Consider the following 19,899-nt stretch of genomic DNA (forward strand, 5'->3'; position numbering starts at 1 on the left):
TCGGCTTCGTCGATGGCCCGCGCGATGGCCGCATTGGAAGCAAAGATGAGTCCGCGCAGCAGCGCCTTGTCCTTGACGATGCGGACGTACTGCTCGATGTTGGGCCGGTGCGGCAACCCGTCGGTGAGTGACGACAGGTAAGCCACGCCGCCGATGGCTTCGATTTCCTTCCGCCGGCTCAGTTCCTCGGCGAGCGTGACCAGGTCCACCGGGCGGCCGGAATCGGCAAGCTCGGTGATGCGCCCGTAGATGCGGCGGTGCGAGTCGAGCGAGAAATCGTCGGGCTGCAGATTCTCCGAAGACGCCTGCGTGTAGGTGAAGTTGTCGAGCAGGATGGCGCCGAGAATGGAGCGCTCGGCATCAACGTTGGCGGGAAGGCTGCTGACGTGAGTGTATTCGGTGGTGGCCAAAATCAGGGTCCGTTCAGGTTTGTAGCTGGATTAGAAATATAGGCGAAGCGGGGGAAAAAACAAGGGTGAAGCTCGGCAATAACGGGTGAGTAAACCGTGGAAAAATCGAAAGTTGGCAACCTCGCGTGCGTGAATGCAAGTTTTTAAGTTCCACGTCTCAAGGTTTCAAGCGTTGACATCTGTTCCGGTCTCCGCAACATGCGACAACGTGAAACGCGAAACGTGGAACGCGAAACCTTGCAACCTGCAAAGTAGAAGCGCGGCCTTCGCCAGCCAACGAAGACCGCGCCGTTGCGGATGTTCTGGAGCCGCCAGGAACGAGCTCAAGCAGGGAATCGTTCCCGGCACCGGTTCAGCGCCTGCCCTGAGTTGCCACTCGCGGCGGCACCCTCCGGCTGTGCGCGGTTCCAAGCCTCTCGGCGGCACGCCTTGCGGGCGGTTGACACGGGGTTCGAATCAGCCTTGCCGATGCGGAAGCCGCACCTGCCGGCGATTCGGCTCGCCCAACCCGCTTCGGTCGGCACACGCGATCCGCGTTCCCCCCGCCGCGACATTCGCGGTGAGGATCCCGACTCCGCCTGCTGACCGAGGCCAGTGGGCTGATGCCGTGCCACGCTCCCCTGAACCATTCAGGTGGAAACCGCCTAAGCTTGCGTGGCTGCATCGCTGCTGCCGTGTCGTGCCCGCAGAACTGGCCGTTACCAACGAGGAGCCCGAAAACCGGACCTGCCAAGCCTGGTCCTCCCTTGCCAAGGACCTTGTGCTATCGGACGCGCGCCGTACTGGCCTCACGTTCCGTTGCATCACCGCATGTCCGGCCTTTTTCCCGCGCGACGCGCTCAGAACATCAACGCTCGCGTGAGCGATACATTGCCCGAGGTGGTTAAGGGGCTCAAGCGCAAACCGGGCACGCGCTGTGAACAAATTGTGATTGTTCCGGATTTGCTGTGGATAATCTTGGAAAACGGGGAAGAATCTGCCGCAAGTAAACACTGACTAACACAGATCGAAAACCAAATAAAAAGGGGCAAATACCATTGCCCCTATCTGTGTTCATCCCGGTGATTCGGCGGCCGATCAGTCGCGCACGCCGTCCATGAAGGCGCGCAGCTTGCGCGAGCGCGACGGATGTCGCAGCTTGCGCAGCGCCTTGGCTTCGATCTGGCGGATGCGTTCGCGAGTGACGGCAAAGGACTGGCCGACTTCTTCGAGGGTGTGCTCGCTGCCGTCTTCCAGGCCGAAGCGCATCTTGATGACTTTCTCTTCGCGCGGCGTCAGCGTGCGCAGCACCTGCGCCGTCTGGTCCTTGAGGTTGACGTTGATCACAGCCTCGGCCGGCGAGATGACGGCGCGGTCCTCGATGAAGTCCCCCAGGTGCGAATCTTCCTCTTCGCCGATCGGCGTCTCCAGCGAGATCGGTTCCTGCGCGATTTTGAGCACCTTGCGCACCTTCGCGACCGGAATATCCATGCGCTTGGCGATTTCTTCGCTGGTCGGTTCGCGTCCGAGTTCCTGCACCAGCTGGCGCGAGGTGCGGATCAGCTTGTTGATGGTCTCGATCATGTGGACGGGGATGCGAATCGTACGCGCCTGATCGGCAATTGCGCGAGTAATCGCCTGCCGGATCCACCACGTGGCGTAGGTCGAGAACTTGTAGCCGCGGCGGTATTCGAATTTGTCCACCGCCTTCATCAGGCCGATGTTGCCCTCCTGGATCAGGTCGAGGAACTGCAGGCCGCGATTGGTGTACTTCTTGGCGATCGAAACCACCAGTCGCAGGTTGGCCTCGATCAGTTCGCGCTTGGCCTGCTCAGCGTCAATGTCACCCTGGATGATTTCGCGCTGCGTGCGCTTGAGTTCCGGAAAGCTGGTCCCGGATTCCTGCTCCAGGCGCTCCACGTCGGCGCGGATCTGGCGCGACTGGCGGCGCAAGTCTTTTTTCTGCTCGTCGTTGCGCGAAGCATCGATCTTCTTCTCGATGTTCTGGCACTGGCGATCGAGCGCGCGCATGGTGTCGACGGTCTTGTTGACGCGGTCAATCAGGCGCTTGCGCTCGTTGTTGGTGAAGCCCAGGAAGCGGATGCCGCGCGAGACTTCGACCGTCTCGCGGGCCAGCGCCCAGCGGCAGCGGCGTCCTTCGCGCTGCTTCTTCTTGAGCGCGGGAATGTTTTCGTATTTTTCGGCGAGCTGCAGCGACTTCTTGTAGTGCTTGTTGATGTCGTCGATCTTGCCGGTCCACTCCTTCAGGCGGTTCTGAAGGATTTCCTCGGTGATCTCCTCCTCGTCGAAGGTGGTCACTTCCTTGATGGAGCGGACACCCTTCTTGAGGTCCTCTCCCAGGCCGACAATTTCGCGAATGACGATCGGGGAACGTGACAGCGCCTTCAGCACGCGCAGTTGGCCGCGCTCGATGCGCTTGGCGATTTCGACTTCGCCCTCGCGGGTGAGCAGGGGGACCGTGCCCATCTCGCGCAGGTACATGCGGACCGGATCGTTGGTCTTCTCCAGCGCGCCGGGAGTGAGATCGAGCTCGACTTCCTCGCCCTCCTCCACTTCCTGGTCGAACTTCTTCTCCAAGGCGGACGATGGCAGCTTCGCCGGTCCTTCGAGCACGTCGATGCCCTGCGTGCCGATTGTGGTCAGCAGGTCATCGAGGTCCTCGGGCGAATGCACGTCGTGGGGGATGAGATCGTTGACCTCGTTGTAGGTGAGGTAGCCTTTCTCTTTCCCCGCGTCGATCAGCTTCTTTATGTCGTCGTACTTGTCTTCCAGAGCCAAGTGGCATACCCCTTTGACTGCGCGGCGATTCCCGTTGGGCCGGGAATACCGGTCGCTCGCGTTGCGGCGGGAGCTGTATTAGGACACTGCGGTCAAGCGGAAACTTACGAATTTTAGCACAACCGGGTCACCTGTCCCAGCCGCAAACCAGTCAACTTCCCAATCCGCAACTATGCCGAATGTCCTCAATCATTTAGATGTCCCAGCCCCGCCTTTGGTTTCGGAGAAGCTCGATACGCGGGCCACGGTATTAAGGCGCCTTAGAAATCATGGCATCGCGTTCAGCGGCGCCTGGCGCCGCGCCGCCGAGTGCGCGATCAATGTCGATTTTCTGACGTAACAAGCGAGCCAGTTCAACCGCGTCGTTGCGGCGTTCGGCGTCGGCAATCTGGGCCCGGACCTCGCGCTGGCGACGTTCGAACCCGCGCCGACGCAGCGCATGGATGGCCCCGTCCACCAACTCGGGCGTGAGTTCCTCGTGGTCTTTCAGCAAAATCCCGGCAACCAGCCGGCGATTCGATTCGGATAGCGATAAAGACATGACGTCCGCGGAATCGCTTGCCAGCAGCTGCTCCAGAAACGACTCGGTCGCGAGACCCTCATGCAATCGCTCGTCACGGAGCGCAAAGCGGACCTGGCGCGCGGGATCGAACTTGTCGTCGGCGCCATCACGCGACGACGAGTAGCCACTGCCGGATGCGATGTCGCCGGCCGATGCCAGCGCGCGGATCAGTATGCGCTCGGCGGGCGTTACCTGCGCCTCGACCGCGGCCGAAACGTGCTGCGTCCCGCGAGAAGTCGCGGCGTGCTTCAGTTCCTGGCGCAGCACAGCGGAGTCAATGGCCAGCTTCTGCGCCATTTCATTGGCAAGTTCGTCGCGCACGATGCGGCTGGGAATGCGCTGGATGTGCGGGAGCAGGTAGTTGACGGCTTTGACCTTGCCTTCGGGCGTGCGCACCGCGAACTGCTTTTGCGCGCGTTCAATGAGGTAATCGAAATACTTCGGCGCATGTCGCAGCGCCTGCGCATACTCGTTTGCGCCTTTGCGGCGAATGAACAGGTCAGGGTCGAAGCCCTGCTCCAGGGTAAGCACCTTGATTTCAAAATCCTCGCCGACCAGCAGGCTGAGCGAGCGCTCGGCGGCGGCTGCGCCGGCCGTGTCGGGATCGAAGTTGACCACAATCTTGTGACTGAAGCGCGCCAGCAGCCGCGCCTGCAAGTCGGTAAATGCCGTGCCGGAGGAGGCGATTACGTTATGAAATCCGGCGGCAAAGACGCTGATGCAATCCATCTGTCCCTCGACCAGGATGGCGTAGTCGAGCTTGCGAACCGCTTCTTTGGCCTTGTCGAGATTGAATAACACGCGCGACTTGGAATAGATCGGCGTTTCGGGAGAATTCAGGTACTTGGGCCCGGATTTTTCATCGGTCGCCAGCGTCCGCCCGGTGAACGCGATGACGCGCCCGCCCTCGTTGCAGATGGGAAAAAGGACGCGGTTGCGGAACTTGGAATACATCGCCGACGGCTTTCGGCTCTCGGCTGTCGGGCCGCTCTTAGCGGACCCCGAATCGCCGTTACCCAGCCGATGGCCGGCAGCCGACGGCCCATCATCCTGCTTCCACGAAAACAATCCACTATTTCTCAGTGTCTCTTCGTCGAAATCACGCTTCAGGAAGTCGCGTAGCAGGAAGCCGGAATCGGGCGCGTAGCCGATGCGGAAGCGCTCCAGAGTCTCCTGGTTCAAGCCGCGGCCGGAGAGGTACTCGCGCGCGTGCGCGCCTTCCGGCTTCTGCAATTGCTCCTGGAAAAACCCGCAGGCCCCCTCGTGAATTTCGAGCAGCGCGCCCCTCTGCCTTGCTTCACGCGCTTCTTCGGGACTGCTGAAGGTGGTCTTCGGCAGCGGAATGCCTGCCTTCTGCGCGACTGCGCGCACCGCTTCGGGGAACGTGATGTTCTCGATCTTCTGGACGAAGCTGAAGACATCGCCGGAAGCTCCGCAGCCAAAGCAGTGATAGAACTGCCGCGTTGCGTGCACGGAAAACGAACCGGTTTTTTCGCTGTGAAACGGGCACAGGCCGGTGAAATTCTGCGCGCCTGATTTCTTGAGCTTTATGTACTCGCCGATGACGCGAACAATGTCGGCTTGCTGCTTAACGGTGGACGCGAAATCGCCGGGATTAGCCACAGGGTTTGGTGGGTATTCTAGAACTAAAGATTCCAGCTACATGATGCCCGCTCTGCCACGCCGTCCGAAAGCTGTGGAAATCAGGTTGGAAGCGGCAAAATCAGAGGAAAAACCGCACCGTCGCGACCTTCAGCCGCTGGCAATTACTGGATGCCGCTTTTCTTTCTCGGCGCTTTGAAGCTCAGGTAAGAGAGGCGGCGCAAGGTTGCCTGGTCGTCTGACAAGCAGCAGTCGTAAATCTCTTTCCAGTGGCGAAGGTAGTCCTCTGGAGGAAGACGGGCGTCATCGTGCGTCAGGTACTGGCGCACATTGATCCAGAAGAAATTCTTGTCCCGCAACGCGGCCGGCAATTTCTGCTGCAGCAATGTGTCCCGAAATTCGGACTCGGGTATCCAGTCAGGGGCCGAAGAATTACGCTTCATGCCTTTGTACCCCGTGAGAGATGGCCTAGGTTGGCAGCAGGCCGGCTATTGCACAATCACTAAACAGGTACTTTGCTGTTAAATACCTGTGGAAAAACCCGAAAAACGGCGCGAGAGCGGTGGAAAACCCGGAACTTATAGCCTCTCGACCACGCCGGAGTCGAGGCGGTAATAGGCGGCAACAATGGAGAGTGCGCCGCGTTCGACTCGCTCGCGAAGAATGTTGCTGCGATCCACAAGGCTGCTCGCGGCGTGGCGCGCGTTTTGCATTTCGGCGGCGCGCATCGCTTGTTCGTCGCCAGCCTCGAATCCGGCGGACCCCGAGGAACTCCGAACTGCCTTGATAATCGCCTTCAGGTTGGACGAGTTCACCTTCTGGCTGGTGTGTGCCGTCTTAACCGCCGCGCAGTGCTGGTGTCCGATTACCAGGAGCAATGGAACGCCAAGATGTTCCACCGCAAGTTCCAGCGAGCCGATGGCCACCTTGTCGGCCACGTGCCCGGCGACGCGGACCACCAGGAGGTCACCGAGGCGCTGGTCGAAAATGGTTTCAGGCACGACGCGGCTGTCGAAACAGGTGAGCACCACCGCCTTGGGGTTCTGAGACTCCGCTACCAGTTGGCGCTCGCGGACCAGGTCACGCTGCTGCGGACGGCCGGCGACAAAACGGCGATTACCTTCCAGCAGCTCAGCCCAGATTTCTTCCGCCGTCAAACGCGCAGCTCCACGACGGTCGCTCCGCCGCCGCCCTCCTGTTGCGAAGCTTCGGCGACCGTGGCCACATGGGGATGTGACTTCAAGTATTCGCGCAGCGCCTTTCGCAGAATGCCCATGCCGCTGCCATGAACAATTCGGACCTTGGGCAGGCCGGCAAGGAAGGCGCGGTCCACGAATTTCTCAACCGCTCGCGTAGCGTCGTCCACGTTGTGGCCGATGACGTTGATTTCAGTGGGCGTGGTCAGGTCCTCATTCTCCAGCGTAACGGAGACGCCACGGGCACGCGCGGACTTTACCGGATTGTCGGCGGCATGCGCCAGGACCTGCGCGATGTCGTCTTGTCGAATCTTCATGGTCATCGCACCGACGGCGACTTCGAATTGATCGTCGCCGACTCTGCGCTTTACCTGCGCCGTGCGGCCCAGCGATTTCAACTTCACCGTGTCTCCTTCCAGCACGCGCTGCACTACGTGCGGTTGCGCATTCTGGTCCTCGCGATCGGCGCCGCTGGTGTGCGCGACAACGGCCTGGTCGAACTGTTCGCGAAATTCCCGCCGCAGCTTGGCAATGCGGCGTTCCGCTTCCTTGGATAGCTTCTGCTGCGCGGCGCGCTCCTGGATGGCCTGCACCGCTTCGCGCGCGTGGTACTCGAAGTCGCGCATGAGCGACGCGAGTTTTTCTTCCAGTTCGCGGATCCGCGCGCGCTGCTCCTTCTGGCCTTCGGCGGCGAGACGATCCGTCTGCCGCTGCAGTTCCTGTTCGCGCGCCTGCAGGCGAAGGCGCTCGGATTCGGCATCGCGAAGCTCGCCGTGCAGGCGATCGAGAAACTTGCCGACGTCTTGCGCCTGCGCCCCAAGGCGCGACCGCGCTGATTCAATGATGGTCGGGTTCAGGCCTAGCCGCTGCGCGATGTTGATGCCGGCGGAGGCGCCCGGCACGCCGACGCGCAACTCGTAGGTCGGTTGCAGTGTCCGCTCGTCGAAGCCGACCGCGGCGTTGAGCACCCTGGGGGTATTCGCGCCGTAGACTTTCATCGAGGTGTGGTGCGTCGAAATCACGCTGGTGCAGCCGATGTGAAGGAAATGCCCGGCGATGGCAACGGCCAATGCGGCGCCTTCCTCCGGATCGGTGGCGGAGCCGAGTTCGTCGAGCAGCACAAGTGATGAGGGCGTCGCCGTGCGCGAGATGAAGTCAATGTTGGTAACGTGCGCGGAAAAGGTCGAGAGATTCTGCTCGATCGACTGGTAGTCACCGATGTCGGCAAGGACCGCGTCGAATACCGGGAGTTCGGCGCGGTCCGCGGGCACGGGGATTCCCGACTGCGCCATGAGCGCCAGGAGGCCGATGGTCTTGAGCGCCACGGTTTTCCCGCCGGTGTTGGGGCCGGTGATCACAAGCTGGCGGTGACCGGAATCAAGCTCCACGGTGATGGGCACCACGGATTGCGATTTTGCGCGGTGATTGCGCTCCAGGAGTGGGTGGCGCGCGTCCTTCAGGAAAAGGCTTTCGCCGGCGAAGCTGACAGCAGCGCACTGATAGTCGTCGGCAAAACGCGCTTTGGCAAACTGCAACTCAAGTTCGGCGAGCGTTTCGGTGGCGGCCTGGATTGCCCATGACTGCTCGGCCACGCGACGCGTCATCTCCAGCAGGATGCGGCGGACTTCCTCCTGTTCTTCTTCAAGCAGACGCACCAGTTCATTGTTTTGCTCGATCGTCTCCAGCGGTTCGACGAACACGGTCTGGCCGCTGGAACTGGCGCCATGGACCACGCCCTGTACGCGCTTCTTCTGCTCCACTTTGACCGGAATGACAAAGCGTTCACCGCGAATCGTGACCAGCTCTTCCTGCACCGCTCCGCCTTCGGCCAGACGCCGGAGGTAGGAGTGCAGCGAGTCCTGGATAAGGCGTTTCTGCTTTTCGACCTCGCGACGAATGCGCGCCAGTTCCGGCGAAGCGCGATCGTCGAGCGTGCCATCGGGCAGAATTTTGTTGCGGAAGAAGCGCAGGAATTCCGTGAAGTCGGCGACCCCGGCGGAAAGTTCGGTGACGGCGGGCCAGGGATTATCACCTTCGCGCCCATCGGGCTGCTCGCCGGGTTTCGGCGCGCGCATCGAGGACGGCGGATTCTGCGCGGTGTCGCGCCACTCGTCGGCCCGGTCCACCACGTGCACGATGTCGCGCAGTTGACCGGTTTCAAGCGCCGCGCCTTCAATGCGAGCTTTCTCGACCAGCGCCGAGGGATCAGTGAGGCCGGAAAAGTCGAAGTGCCCGCCGGAGCGGAGGAAACGCCGGACCTCGGCGGTGAGCTGGTGCTGGCGCTCGATCCATGCGCGATCTGCGGCCGGCTGCAACCGCCCAACGCGTCCCTTGCCGAGCGGCGACCAGGCATAGCCGCCCAGCATCTGGCACAGCGAATCGAATTCCAGCACGCGGGCGCTGGTATGGCGAAGAGGCGGCATAATCCCAAGTCAGATGTAAGAAAAATCAACAATCAGGAGCAGCGCTGTTCTGACTTTCCTCAACATGGTAATCGCTTTTGCTTCGCCAGGCACTAAAGGTCAATGCCCGTCCACCGGGGCCATGCACCATTGGCACCTGTGAAGCTCGGCACAGGCACGATATCAATGCACAGCGCCACGGTCCCCGGAGGCTATTGCGATGTGGAATCCCAAGCCTGAGTATCCGCCAAGAAGCTCGCCTGAAACGCGGGCGGAAACGCCGCGTGAAAACTCGATGGCAGCGCGCGTGACCGCGTTGCCGCAGCAGAACATTTCCGTCATCGGTAAGAGCATCACCATTAACGGCGATGTTACCGGCTCTGAACCGCTGCATGTGGAAGGAACGGTCAAAGGCGCGATTCGCCTTGAATCGGCCTACCTGAACATCGGCCCCGAAGCGAAAGTGCAAGCTGTGTTCGCGCGCGAGGTCGTTGTGCGGGGTTCTGTGAACGGCAGCGTGAACGTCAGCGAGCGCATCGACATCCGCACCGGCGGCTCGGTGGTCGGCGACGTAACCGCTCACAGCGTCAGCATCGAGGAAGGCGCCTATTTCAAGGGCAGCATCGACATGCGGCGCCAGGAAGCGGCCAAGCCCAAGGTTCAGCCGCCTGTAAGTTCTTCCTCCCCTAAGCCAGTGGAGCAGCCGGAAAGGGCGGCAGCCGTTTCGGCGTAACCGTGCCAGGTACCTGGTGCCGAGTACCGGGAACTGTCGGGTGCTCGGTGCTGGGCCGCCGGGCCATCCCTGTCCGGACCCCGGTTGATCACTCCTGTCTGTGACGCTAATCACACCCGCATAAATCATGCCTCGCAGGCGCTCGGACGCGATTCCGAGTGCTAGAATTTAGTGGTATCGCGAGGTCATCATGAGCTTTCCCATCCAGCGTCCGCGCCGCCTGCGCTCCAGCGACGCCTTGCGTTCGTTCGTGCGCGAAACCCGGCTCAGTCCCGAGGGGTTTATTTACCCGCTGTTTGTCTGTCCGGGCGAGGGCGTGCGCAAGGAAATCCGTTCCATGCCCGGGGTCTTCAACCTGTCGGTGGACGAGGCGGTGAAGGAAGCGCGCGAGGTCAAGTCGCTCGGCATTCCGGCCGTCATCTTGTTCGGCCTGCCGGAGAAGAAAGATGAGATCGCCACCGGCGCCTGGGAAGATGACGGCATTGTGCAGCGCGCCACCAGGGCGATCAAACGCGAGGTTCGCGACCTGATGGTGGTGGGCGACGTTTGCCTGTGCGAATACATGAGTCACGGCCACTGTGGCGTGGTGCAGCAGAAGGCGCGCCCCACCCACCAGGGTACGCGGGTGGTGGTGACCAAGTCGGTTGGCGCGGCGGTCGAGCAGGCGCTCGCGGGCGAGTTCGAAATCGCGAACGATGTCACGCTCGATATCCTGGCCAAGACTGCGGTTTCACAGGCGAAGGCGGGCATGGACATCATTGCGCCCAGCGACATGATGGACGGGCGCGTGGCCGCGATTCGCAAGGGCCTTGACGACAACGGGTTCACCAACCTTCCCATCCTCAGCTACGCCGCGAAATTCGCCAGCGGATTCTATGGGCCCTTCCGCGAGGCCGCCGATTCCGCGCCTCAGTTCGGCGATCGCCGCAGCTACCAGATGGACCCCGCCAACTTCCGGGAGGCGTTGAAGGAAATCGAACTGGACCTGCAGGAAGGCGCCGACGTGATCATGGTGAAGCCGGCCCTGCCGTACCTGGACGTGATCCGCGCCGCCTACGAGCGCTTCAACGTGCCGGTGGCCGCCTACCAGGTTTCCGGCGAGTTCGCCATGATCGAAGCGGCCGCGCGCAACGGCTGGATCGATCGCGAGCGCGTGATGCTGGAGTCGCTGACTTCAATTCAGCGCGCCGGCGCGAGCATCATCCTCACCTACTTCGCGAAAGACGCCGCGAAGCTGCTGAACTAGGCTGCCGGACCGCGCTGCGGATTGCGCACATGGATGAGTTGGTTTGAACGTGACCGTCCGTGAATTCCGGCGCTGATTTTTTTCGGCGTCGCCAATAATAACTTTTCACTTCCAAGGCGCGCGAGGATTCCATGAAGCGAACTGCTGTGGTCGTGCTGGTTATCGTATGCGCAATGAGCGCGTGGGCACAGGCCGTGCCGAAATCGGGGTTCTTCACCACCTCTGACGGCGTACGCATTCACTACTTGGAAGTCGGCGCGGGGCCGGCCATCGTCTTTATCCCGGGCTGGACGATGCCGGCCTGGATTTGGGAGAAGCAGATCGCGTACTTCGCGCCGAAGTACCACGTTATCGCCGTCGATCCGCGTTCGCAGGGTGAGTCCGACAAGCCGGCTGAGGGCAATTACCCGGAGCGGCGCGCGCGCGACTACAAGGAACTGGTGGACCATCTCCACCTCGCGCGGCCCGTGCTCGTCGGCTGGTCGATGGGTGTGGCTGAATTGCTGGCATATGCCGGCCAGTTCGGCACCGCCGATGTGCAGGGCATCGTGCTGGTGGATGGCTTCGTGGTGCTGGACGAAGCCCTGCAAAAGTTTTTTCCGCAATGGATGCACACGGTAGCCGCGGATCGCAAAGCATTCGCCAGCAGTTTTATCCCGAGCATGTTCAAGAAGCCACAAAGTGAGAGCTATAAGCAGCGCGTGATCGCTGAGTCGCTCAAAACTCCGACGAATACGGCGGTGGAACTTGGCATTCTCGGCCGCCCGGATTCGACCGCATTTCCCAAGCTGGCGCAAACAGCGGTGTTGTTTGTCGCCAGCAAGCAACTCGCTAAACAGGTGGATACGTTGCGCGCCGCCGTTCCGAACCTCCAGTCCGAAATGTTCGAAGATGCCGGACACGCGCTGTTCGTGGACGAACCGGAGCGCTTCAACACGGCGGTGGAGAAGTTCATTACCGCGGCAGCGAAATAAAGCGCTGCTTCAGCTTACAACCTCGGCCTTCATCTTGACCTTGTATCGCGCCGTCGCCAGTTCCACAATGTCATTGATCAACTGCGTGTAGGTCCTGCCGGACTTCCGCGCCGCCATGACGAACTCCTGCGTGCTCGACAGCCAGGGGTTGGGGTTCGCCTCGATGACGTACACGTCACCCTTGGTCGAAAGCCGCATGTCGATGCGCCCGTAATCGCGCAGCTTGCATGCCCGGTACGCATTGAGCGCGGTCTGCGTCAGCTTTTGCGTGGTTTCCTCGTCCAGATCGTCCACCGGCGCGGATTTCGTCAGCTTGTACGCCTCGGTATCTTTTTCGAACTTGACGTTTTGCGTGGCGATGCGCGGCATGCCCTTGGGCAGTTTTGACAGATCGAGTTCAATCAGCGGCAGCGCCTCCGCTCGCTCATAGCTGCCCAGTACCGCTCCATACAGTTCGCGCCCCTCGATATATTCCTCGATCAGGGCCGGGCAATCGAACTCTTCCTGCACGTACTCGATCCGCTCCATCAATTCTTTCACGCTGTGGACGAGCGCGTTCTCGTCGATCCCGATGGAACCGTCCTCCCACATTGGCTTCACGATGAGCGGGAACGAGACATCGTCGGCGTGCTCGGTGCGGCCTTTCCATGCCGTAGCGAAATACGGCGTGCGAATCCCGTGGAACGTGAAAATCTTTTTGGCCGTCGACTTGTCCTGCGCCAGGAAGTGGCCATGGGGGCCGGAACCGGTGTAGGGAACTCCGAGCAGGTCCAGATAAGCGGTGACGTTCATCTCCTTGGTGTCGTCGCCGGCGAAGGATTCGGTCAGGTTGAACACCAGGTCAGCGCCGCATTTGGCGAGCGACGACAATGACTGCGGGCGCCCGTCCAGCACGTGATAGAACGGCTCATGGCCGAGTTTCTCCAGCGCCTCGAAGATTTCTTCGCGGTCGTGCTTCTCTTTACGGCGTTGCTTACGGTTCTTCTTGCCCCGTGCCGGTTTCTCGACCTCGGGTTCCGCGGGCTCTTCCTCCCAAACGTCGTAGAGCACCGCGATTTTCATTCCGTTCATGACTGCCTCCCGCGCAACCTTGACCAGCTCACTACGGTTGCGCGAATTTGCCGCGCGCCAGGTAATTCATGGCCAACGCGGTTGTGTACACGGTGATGTTGGTCAGGTGTTCGGCCTCGCCAGCAATTTCGACCCGCAGTCCCAGTTGCTCCACGCGGGTCTGGATGGCTTCGACCAGCTTCTTGATGATCGGCCGCTGCACGCCCGACCAGTACGTCACCTTGTCGGTCAGGGCCTTGCGATGTTGCTTCAGAAACTCGGCGGCGCTGCGCACCCCTTTGCGGCGCCGCTTCGATGCCACGAAAATGTCGATCAGGTCGGGATCCAGGGCCAGGTCCGACAATAAGGCGTCGTTCGCCAGCAGTTGCTGGTAGAAATCGGCGACCGTGTCCCGCATTTCCGACACCGTAATGTCGGTGTCTCCTTGCGCGCGCAGCGGCGGCGTGTCGCCCAGCTTGCGGGCGATGCGATTCATGTAATTCAGCTTCGCCATTGCCGGCCAGCCCTTGTACCGGGTGCGCCAGCGCGAACCCGGCGTCAGCCAAACGGCAAACGTCTCGGCGAAATCCTCATCGGGATGTTTCTGCGCGTACCAGCCCGCCATGTGTCGCACAAAGCTTCGCGAGAATGGGACCGGACGGTAATTATCGCGATAAGCGCGGCGGAAGGACCCGAATAGCTGCCGCCATTCCGGCGTCTTGTAGAGCTGGTAGGCGTAGTTGAAGGCGTGCCCGGCTTCGTGGCGGAGATACATCATGATCTCGCGTGCGTCCTCGAGATCATTCATCTCCCGCTCCAACTTGGACAGTTGCGGATTCGCCAGGTAGAACGGTATGCCCACCACCGGCTCGCCCGACGGGCATCCCCATTCATCCGTCAGATAGCACGGCGGGCGAAACTGCTTCAGGCCTTTGCGCTCGCACTCGCGGTAGAGCTGCTGCACGAAGCGCTCCAGCGGGGAGCCGTCCAGGCGCAGGCCAAGGTCGCAGATTGGCTTGTTGAGAATTTCCTGTACGTCCGCCGGCGCTGTTTCAAACGCACGCACAAATTGTTGCGGCTAGGTCGAGACCAGTTCGGCCGCGGCCTGCGCAATGGCCTCCAGTAATGCCCGCTCGCCGGCACGCGAATCCAGTGCCACATCGACAGCCGGATGTTTCCCGCTGGCATGCAGCACGACCACGCGCGCCTCCGGGTTGCTCTTCTTCACCATGTAAGGCAGGTGATGACGGTCGTCGCGAGTGAGCGTGTGGCCAAGGATCGCCACATCGAACCCGCCCGCCTTCACCGCCGCTTCCATTGCCGCTCGCCCCTCGATAGGAACCACGGCATAACCGGCCTTGTTGAACAGCTTGGCTTGTGTGGACAGCACCTTTGCGTCGGCTTCGCAATACAGAATCGCCGTCTTTTGCATACACCACTCCTGCCCACACACAGAACCAACTGCAAGTGTAGCCACATTGGCCCCGCGGATTGCAGATAACCGCCGGTCAGGTACTTACGATGTTGATTCGGCCTCCTCCTTCCGGCTAGGTTCAACGGCTGTTCTGGTTAGATGCAGTCCTCGCGAATCGCAGTACCCTGTCGTAGAATCCATTGTTTGTGGTTCCGCCCAGATTCTCGCTAGTACGGAGCTAGACGTGCCAGACAAGATTTATGACTTGGCCATTATTGGCAGCGGCCCGGCCGGGTATACGGCCGCCATTCGCGGCGGGCAGTTCGGATTGAAAGTCGCCCTCATCGAGAAGGACAACAAGCTCGGCGGCACTTGCCTGCAAGTGGGTTGCATTCCGACGAAAGCGCTGCTCTTCAACGCCGAATTATGGGACCACCTGAAGGACGCGCAGGAGTTCGGCATCGACGACATCGGGACCCCCAAGCTGAACTGGGGCTCCATTCAGCAGCGCAAGAACAAGATCGTCACCAAGCACACCAAGGGCCTGGAATTCCTGATGCGCAAGAATAAGGTGGAGACCATCAACGGTTACGGCCGCCTGACCGGCCCCGCCAAAGATGGCGTGCACCAGGTCGAGGTTCAGGGCAGCGGCGGAAAGAACATGGTCCAGGCGAAAAACGTGCTGCTGGCCACCGGGTCGGAGGCGCGCCTGCTTCCCGGCCTGAAGCCGGATGACCGCATTCTCACCAATATCGAAGTCCTCAGCCTGAGCGCGATTCCGAAATCACTGATCATTGTGGGATCGGGGGCGGTCGGCGTGGAGTTTGCCTCCATCTACAACTCCTTCGGTACCGACTGCACCGTCATCGAAATGCTGCCCCGGATTGTGCCACTGGAGGACGAGGAGATTTCCAAGGAACTGGATCGCGCCTTTCGCAAGCGCAACATCAAGACGCTGGTGAACGCGTCGGTCAAGAAGGTGGAGAAAACCAAAGAGGGCGTAGCGGTCAGCTTGGAAGCCGACGGCAAGGCGCAGACGCTTACCGCCGATAAGGTGTTGATTGCCGTCGGCAGAAAGCCGATGACGGAGAACATTGGCTTGGAGAAAACCAGGATCAAGGCGGAACGGGGCTTTATTCACACCGACGAATGGATGCAAACCGCCGAACCGGGCATCTACGCTGCGGGCGACATCGTGGCCGGCATGCCGCAACTGGCGCACACCGGATTCATTGAAGCCAAGGTTGCGGTCGCGCACATGGCCAGGAAAGAAGTGAAACCGATCAATCGCGACCACGTTCCAGCCTGCACCTACTGTCATCCGGAGATCGGCAGCGTCGGCTTGACCGAGGCCAAGGCCAAGGAGGCCGGCCGCCAGGTGAAGATCGGGAAATTTCCATTTACGGCGAATTCGCGCGCCTCGATCGTGGGGGCCCACGAGGGATTCGTCAAGATTGTTTCCGATGCCAGGTACCGCGAAATCCTCGGCGTGCACATTATCGGGCCGTCGGCGACGGAACTGATTGCCGAAGCCGTTGCCGTCATGGAGCTGGAGGGAACGGTCGACGACCTGATGTACACCATTCATGCTCATCCGACCCTGTCCGAGGCCATGCTGGACGCCGACGAGAGCGTGGAAGGGCTGGCGATTGATTTCTGAGCCCGCAAACCATGAAGGTTCGGGATATCATTAAGCTGCTGGAGCAGGACGGCTGGCGTTTGGAGCGTACACGCGGGAGTCACCGTCAGTTAAACACTCGACCAAGGCTGCCGTGGTCACGGTACCGGGAAAACCGAATGATGATCTCGCTCCGGGCACGCTGAACAACATACTCAAACATGCGGGGCTGAAATGAAGAAATACCTCGTCGTGATCGAAAAAACGGACACGGGGTACTCTGGGTATTCGCCCGACCTGCCCGGTTGTGTTTCGACTGGTGCCACGCGCGAGGAAATAGAGAAGAACATGGAAGAAGCCATCGAATTTCATCTCGACGGACTTCGCCAAAGCGGCTACCCCGTTCCGGAACCACAAAGCTACTCCAGGTACGTCGAAGTTCCGGCCTGAGATTTTTTGATTATCTCCGTCGTCCAACTCGGCGCCGTGGATTACGCAACCGCGCTGCGCCTGCAGCAGCGCCTGGTCGAGTTGCGCAAGAATGACGAGATCGCGAACGTCCTGCTGTTGCTGGAGCACACACCGGTTATCACGCTCGGGCGCAACGCTCGCCGCAACCATGTGCTGGCCTCCGACGAATTGCTGAAGCAGCGCGGCGTTGAGCTGTTCGAGTGCGATCGCGGCGGCGACGTCACCTACCACGGCCCGGGACAGCTGGTGGGATATCCGATCTTCGATTTGCGCAGCTTTCTCGGCCCGGATGGCGCGCGCAAGACGCTGGGCGCCGTGGAATTTGTCCGGCGGCTGGAAGAGGCGCTGATTCGCACCTGTGCCGATTATGGCGTCGCAACCGAGCGCGTGAAAGGCATGACCGGCGTATGGACCAACGATGGAGCGCGCTCGCCCTCGAGCGCGATGGATGGAGCCCGGCCGCCCTCGGCGGGGATGGTTCAAGCCAAGATCGCCGCCATCGGGGTGCACATCTCGCGCGCGGTCACCTCGCACGGTTTCGCCTTGAACGTCACCAATGAGCCGCTCGATTATTTTGGGCTGATTGTTCCCTGCGGAATCGCGAAGCCGGTCACCTCGATTGAGCAGCAAACCTCTACGCCTTCTCTCGACGATGTCGCCCAGTCACTTGCGCGAAATTTCGGACGCGTCTTCAATTCGCAGATCGTATGGGTGGACTCGCTGGATGCGCTGCTCGGCCGCAGCGTCGATATCCCGGCGCGTGCGCCGGAAGAGCTGCGCAAGCTCGCCGGCGACGAAGACAACTTCTGGGCTTAACGCAGAAACACGTATTTCGGAGCGTCGGCCTTGATGCCGGTGGGCGTTATCTTTCCGGAAGCAGCGTCCACCGCCTGCAGCTCCCCGCTCTTCAGAACCAGCAGGCGCTGTCCGTCGAGCCAGCCGATCAACTCCGTGTTGGGAAGGCTGATCACGGGATGTTCCGGAGCGGAGAGCGCGACCGCTTCGGTCCGCGGCAATTCCGTCATCGCCTGCTTGATTGCCTTGAGCTCGTCCGGGCTCGGCTTGCCGCCGTCGGAGAGCCTGATTTCCTCATTCGGTTGCAAGTTCCCGGTGATCGTGTACGCCACGCGATCGAGTCCGGGAGAAAACGCGGCCGCGGCCGTGAAGAAGCTGACATCGTAGTTGTTATTGTTGAAGCGGCGGCGCTCATCGAAGATGGCGACCGCCTTGTCGCCGCGCACGACATAAGTGATGTCGTCGCTTTCGTTCGCCCAGCCGCAGCAGCCGCCATCCGGCACCGCCTCAATGTAAACATTGCCGTGATCCGCCGCGTCCAGAAATCGCTCGACCGGATCCGGGAGCTTGCGCGGCGTCCAGGCCTCTCCCGATTTCTGATAGAGCGACGTTTCCTCGTAACGGGAGCCAATCTGGCCTGGCACCCAGCGCGTCACGAAGAAGAAGTCGCTAACGCCGGAATCAGGCGCCCAGGCGTCCGCTTCCGGGCAGGATTCGCTGCAGACGCCGGTTTCACACTTGCATGGGGGGAGAGTAAACTGCGCAACCTGTCGCGGATTGTCGCCTTTCAGGTCTGTGGTCCAGGCCAGAAAGCGCGCATCGCGGGTAATGTCAGCGCCGCCGCGCACAAGGCTCTGCTGGCGGTGCTCGAACCAGAAAAGACTCTGGCCGTCGCTGCTGAAATAAAGCGCGGGAGTGGCTTCCAGAAGCGAGAATCCTCCTCCGCTTGCAGGACGCTGGTCCCAGGCCCCTCCGACCAGTTCCGGCGCGTATGCGTTGGAGCTCCAGTAGCGGCGCAGCGCAGTACGTCCATCCGGCGGATACGCGTACAGCACCACGCGCGAGCGGCTGATCGAAATCGACTCCGGATTCTTGCGGGCATCCGCGGGCAGCTTCATTCCCTGCCAACTGCGAAATTGCTCCGCGTCGTACATCAGCAGCCTGCCATCAGGTTGCAGGACCCAGATGACGCGCAGGTTGGCCGGCGCTCCGGCATTGACCGTTACGCGAGCAGGCGCTTGCGCAAACAGCGTGGCAGCAGTCACGGCCAGGATTGCGACTAAACATGAGCGCATGACCGGGTTTGTACCACGAAGCGCGCTGCAGGCCAACGGCACCGACGTACACTGAACGAACCCGGGGCGGACGTCCCGCTTTTTGCGGTTTTCGGCACGCGGCTGCAATAATGTCCGGTCACGGCCATGGCCAAGAAAAATTCCAGCAAGTCCGGCAACTCCGGCGATCGTCAGGCGAAGAATTCCCGCCTGGCGACAAGCGGGCCACAGCCGAGTGGCGTCGCCGGCCAGCGGTGCTACACGATTGCAGACTGGCGCTTGGAGCGGCCGGATTTCAAGATCGAGCAGGTGCGCGGGCCGGAAGGCGGGGACCAAGTCCGCTACGTCGTGCATGGGGATCTCTCGCGCGAGGCGCCGCCGATCCGCGAGTCGAAATATCTCTCTCGTGAACAGCACATCGAGATCTACCGCTGGATGCTGCTCAACCGGCGCATGGAAGCCGCGCTCGAGAACCTCTACAAGCAGGGCAAGGTCGTCGGAGGCGTTTACTTCGGCCTGGGACAGGAGGCGTGCTCCTGCGCCTCGGCCTTCGCCCTGAAGAAAGATGAGTGGATGGGACCCATGATCCGCAACCAGGGCTCGCTGCTCGTTCGCGGATTCTCCGCGCGCGACATCATGATGCAGTACATGGCGAAGGCGGGCTCGCCTACTTTCGGCAAGGATGCCAGCTCGCACTTCGGCGACATTCGCGAGCGCAACGTGGTCTCCCCAATATCCACTCTCGGCGACCTGATTCCTGTCCTCACCGGGGTGGCCCTGGGGGCGCGCCTGCAAGGACGAAACATCGCCGTCATGACCTACATCGGCGACGGCGGACAGTCCACCGGCGTCACCTACGAAGGCCTGAACTTTGCCGCCGTGCAGAAGCTGGGGCTGGTGCTGTTCGTCGAGAATAATATCTGGGCATACTCCACGCCGACCGACGAGCAGTTCCGCTGCAAAGACCTGGCCGAGCGCGCCATCGCCTATGGCATCCCGGGCGTGATCGTGGACGGCACCGACGCCTGCCAGGTCTACGACGCTGCGCACGAGGCCTGCGAGCGCGCTCGCCGCGGCGAGGGCCCGACCCTGATCGAGGCCAAGATGATGCGCATGAAAGGCCACGCCATCCACGATGCGGCGCAGTACGTGCCGCGCCCGCTGTTCGAATACTGGACGCGTCGGGACCCGATTGCGCGGCTGGAGAACTACCTCGTCGGCGTCAAAAAGTGGCTCACGCGCGCGGAGAACGAAAAGCTGGTCGCCGGCGTCGAGCGGCAACTCGATGAAGATCGCGAATACGCGGTGAATTCCCCCATGCCGGATCCGGCCTCGACGCCGCTCGATATATGGTGCGAAGGCTGCCACGAGGTC

Annotated in this window: 17 protein-coding genes; 7 read left to right on the plus strand and 10 right to left on the minus strand. The window is 61.3% G+C overall.

What is annotated here, in order from left to right; all coding sequences use genetic code 11:
* The 6 genes from VFI82_04860 to VFI82_04885 form a co-directional block, all read right to left on the minus strand.
* Nucleotides 1-410: DnaB-like helicase N-terminal domain-containing protein (locus VFI82_04860; protein HET7183991.1), on the minus strand; the 410-nt coding region annotated here is incomplete at its 3' end.
* A 1,077-nt stretch (nucleotides 411-1,487) separates the two neighbouring features.
* Complete coding sequence (rpoD, locus tag VFI82_04865; protein HET7183992.1) at nucleotides 1,488-3,188, minus strand: RNA polymerase sigma factor RpoD; 1,701 nt, start codon at nucleotides 3,186-3,188, stop codon at nucleotides 1,488-1,490.
* A gap of 250 nt (nucleotides 3,189-3,438) precedes the next feature.
* A complete protein-coding gene (locus VFI82_04870) occupies nucleotides 3,439-5,373 on the minus strand; it encodes a CHC2 zinc finger domain-containing protein (protein ID HET7183993.1) in 1,935 nt (644 codons plus the stop codon).
* Nucleotides 5,374-5,516: 143 nt separating this feature from the next.
* The gene (locus VFI82_04875) at nucleotides 5,517-5,795 is read right to left on the minus strand and encodes a hypothetical protein (protein HET7183994.1); all 279 of its coding nucleotides are present in this window, start codon (nucleotides 5,793-5,795) and stop codon (nucleotides 5,517-5,519) included.
* Nucleotides 5,796-5,930: 135 nt separating this feature from the next.
* A complete protein-coding gene (locus VFI82_04880; protein HET7183995.1) occupies nucleotides 5,931-6,509 on the minus strand; it encodes a carbonic anhydrase in 579 nt (192 codons plus the stop codon).
* Nucleotides 6,506-8,971, minus strand: a complete 2,466-nt coding sequence (locus tag VFI82_04885; GenBank protein ID HET7183996.1) for an endonuclease MutS2 — start codon at nucleotides 8,969-8,971, stop codon at nucleotides 6,506-6,508. The genes VFI82_04880 and VFI82_04885 overlap by 4 nt, the downstream gene beginning before the upstream one ends.
* A 199-nt stretch (nucleotides 8,972-9,170) precedes the next feature.
* Here VFI82_04885 and VFI82_04890 point away from each other — a divergent pair, with 199 nt between their 5' ends.
* From VFI82_04890 to VFI82_04900, 3 genes are all read left to right on the plus strand, one after another.
* Nucleotides 9,171-9,683: a polymer-forming cytoskeletal protein gene (locus VFI82_04890; GenBank protein HET7183997.1), complete on the plus strand. Its 513-nt coding sequence runs from the start codon at nucleotides 9,171-9,173 to the stop codon at nucleotides 9,681-9,683.
* A gap of 190 nt (nucleotides 9,684-9,873) precedes the next feature.
* Nucleotides 9,874-10,929, plus strand: a complete 1,056-nt coding sequence (gene hemB, locus VFI82_04895) for a porphobilinogen synthase (GenBank protein ID HET7183998.1) — start codon at nucleotides 9,874-9,876, stop codon at nucleotides 10,927-10,929.
* A gap of 131 nt (nucleotides 10,930-11,060) precedes the next feature.
* Entirely contained in the window at nucleotides 11,061-11,903 is an 843-nt protein-coding gene (locus VFI82_04900; protein HET7183999.1) for an alpha/beta hydrolase, read from the plus strand.
* Nucleotides 11,904-11,912: 9 nt separating this feature from the next.
* Here the strand turns inward: VFI82_04900 and VFI82_04905 are convergent, their stop codons facing one another.
* From VFI82_04905 to VFI82_04915, 3 genes are read right to left on the minus strand one after another with little or no spacing between them, the layout of a single operon-like run.
* Nucleotides 11,913-12,974, minus strand: a complete 1,062-nt coding sequence (locus VFI82_04905; GenBank protein ID HET7184000.1) for a D-alanine--D-alanine ligase — start codon at nucleotides 12,972-12,974, stop codon at nucleotides 11,913-11,915.
* 31 nt (nucleotides 12,975-13,005) lie between these two features.
* Nucleotides 13,006-14,019, minus strand: coding sequence for a putative zinc-binding metallopeptidase (locus VFI82_04910; GenBank protein ID HET7184001.1), 1,014 nt, complete (start codon nucleotides 14,017-14,019; stop codon nucleotides 13,006-13,008).
* 12 nt (nucleotides 14,020-14,031) lie between these two features.
* Nucleotides 14,032-14,385 (minus strand): hypothetical protein, encoded by a 354-nt coding sequence (locus VFI82_04915; protein HET7184002.1) that lies wholly within the window; start codon nucleotides 14,383-14,385, stop codon nucleotides 14,032-14,034.
* Nucleotides 14,386-14,611: 226 nt separating this feature from the next.
* Between VFI82_04915 and lpdA the strand changes: the two genes are divergently transcribed.
* From lpdA to lipB, 3 genes are all read left to right on the plus strand, one after another.
* A complete protein-coding gene (gene lpdA / locus VFI82_04920; protein HET7184003.1) occupies nucleotides 14,612-16,027 on the plus strand; it encodes a dihydrolipoyl dehydrogenase in 1,416 nt (471 codons plus the stop codon).
* Nucleotides 16,028-16,219: 192 nt separating this feature from the next.
* Nucleotides 16,220-16,435 (plus strand): type II toxin-antitoxin system HicB family antitoxin, encoded by a 216-nt coding sequence (locus VFI82_04925; protein ID HET7184004.1) that lies wholly within the window; start codon nucleotides 16,220-16,222, stop codon nucleotides 16,433-16,435.
* Nucleotides 16,436-16,441: 6 nt separating this feature from the next.
* Complete coding sequence (gene lipB, locus VFI82_04930; GenBank protein ID HET7184005.1) at nucleotides 16,442-17,272, plus strand: lipoyl(octanoyl) transferase LipB; 831 nt, start codon at nucleotides 16,442-16,444, stop codon at nucleotides 17,270-17,272.
* Here lipB and VFI82_04935 read toward each other — a convergent pair.
* Nucleotides 17,269-18,546, minus strand: a complete 1,278-nt coding sequence (locus VFI82_04935; GenBank protein ID HET7184006.1) for a hypothetical protein — start codon at nucleotides 18,544-18,546, stop codon at nucleotides 17,269-17,271. The two genes, lipB and VFI82_04935, sit on opposite strands and share 4 nt — an antisense overlap.
* Before the next feature lie 126 nt (nucleotides 18,547-18,672).
* Here VFI82_04935 and VFI82_04940 point away from each other — a divergent pair.
* The coding region (locus tag VFI82_04940; GenBank protein HET7184007.1) for a thiamine pyrophosphate-dependent dehydrogenase E1 component subunit alpha at nucleotides 18,673-19,899 on the plus strand (1,227 nt) is incomplete at its 3' end.

The organism is Terriglobales bacterium (assembly GCA_035691485.1).
Lineage (GTDB): Bacteria > Acidobacteriota > Terriglobia > Terriglobales > Acidobacteriaceae > JAIQGF01.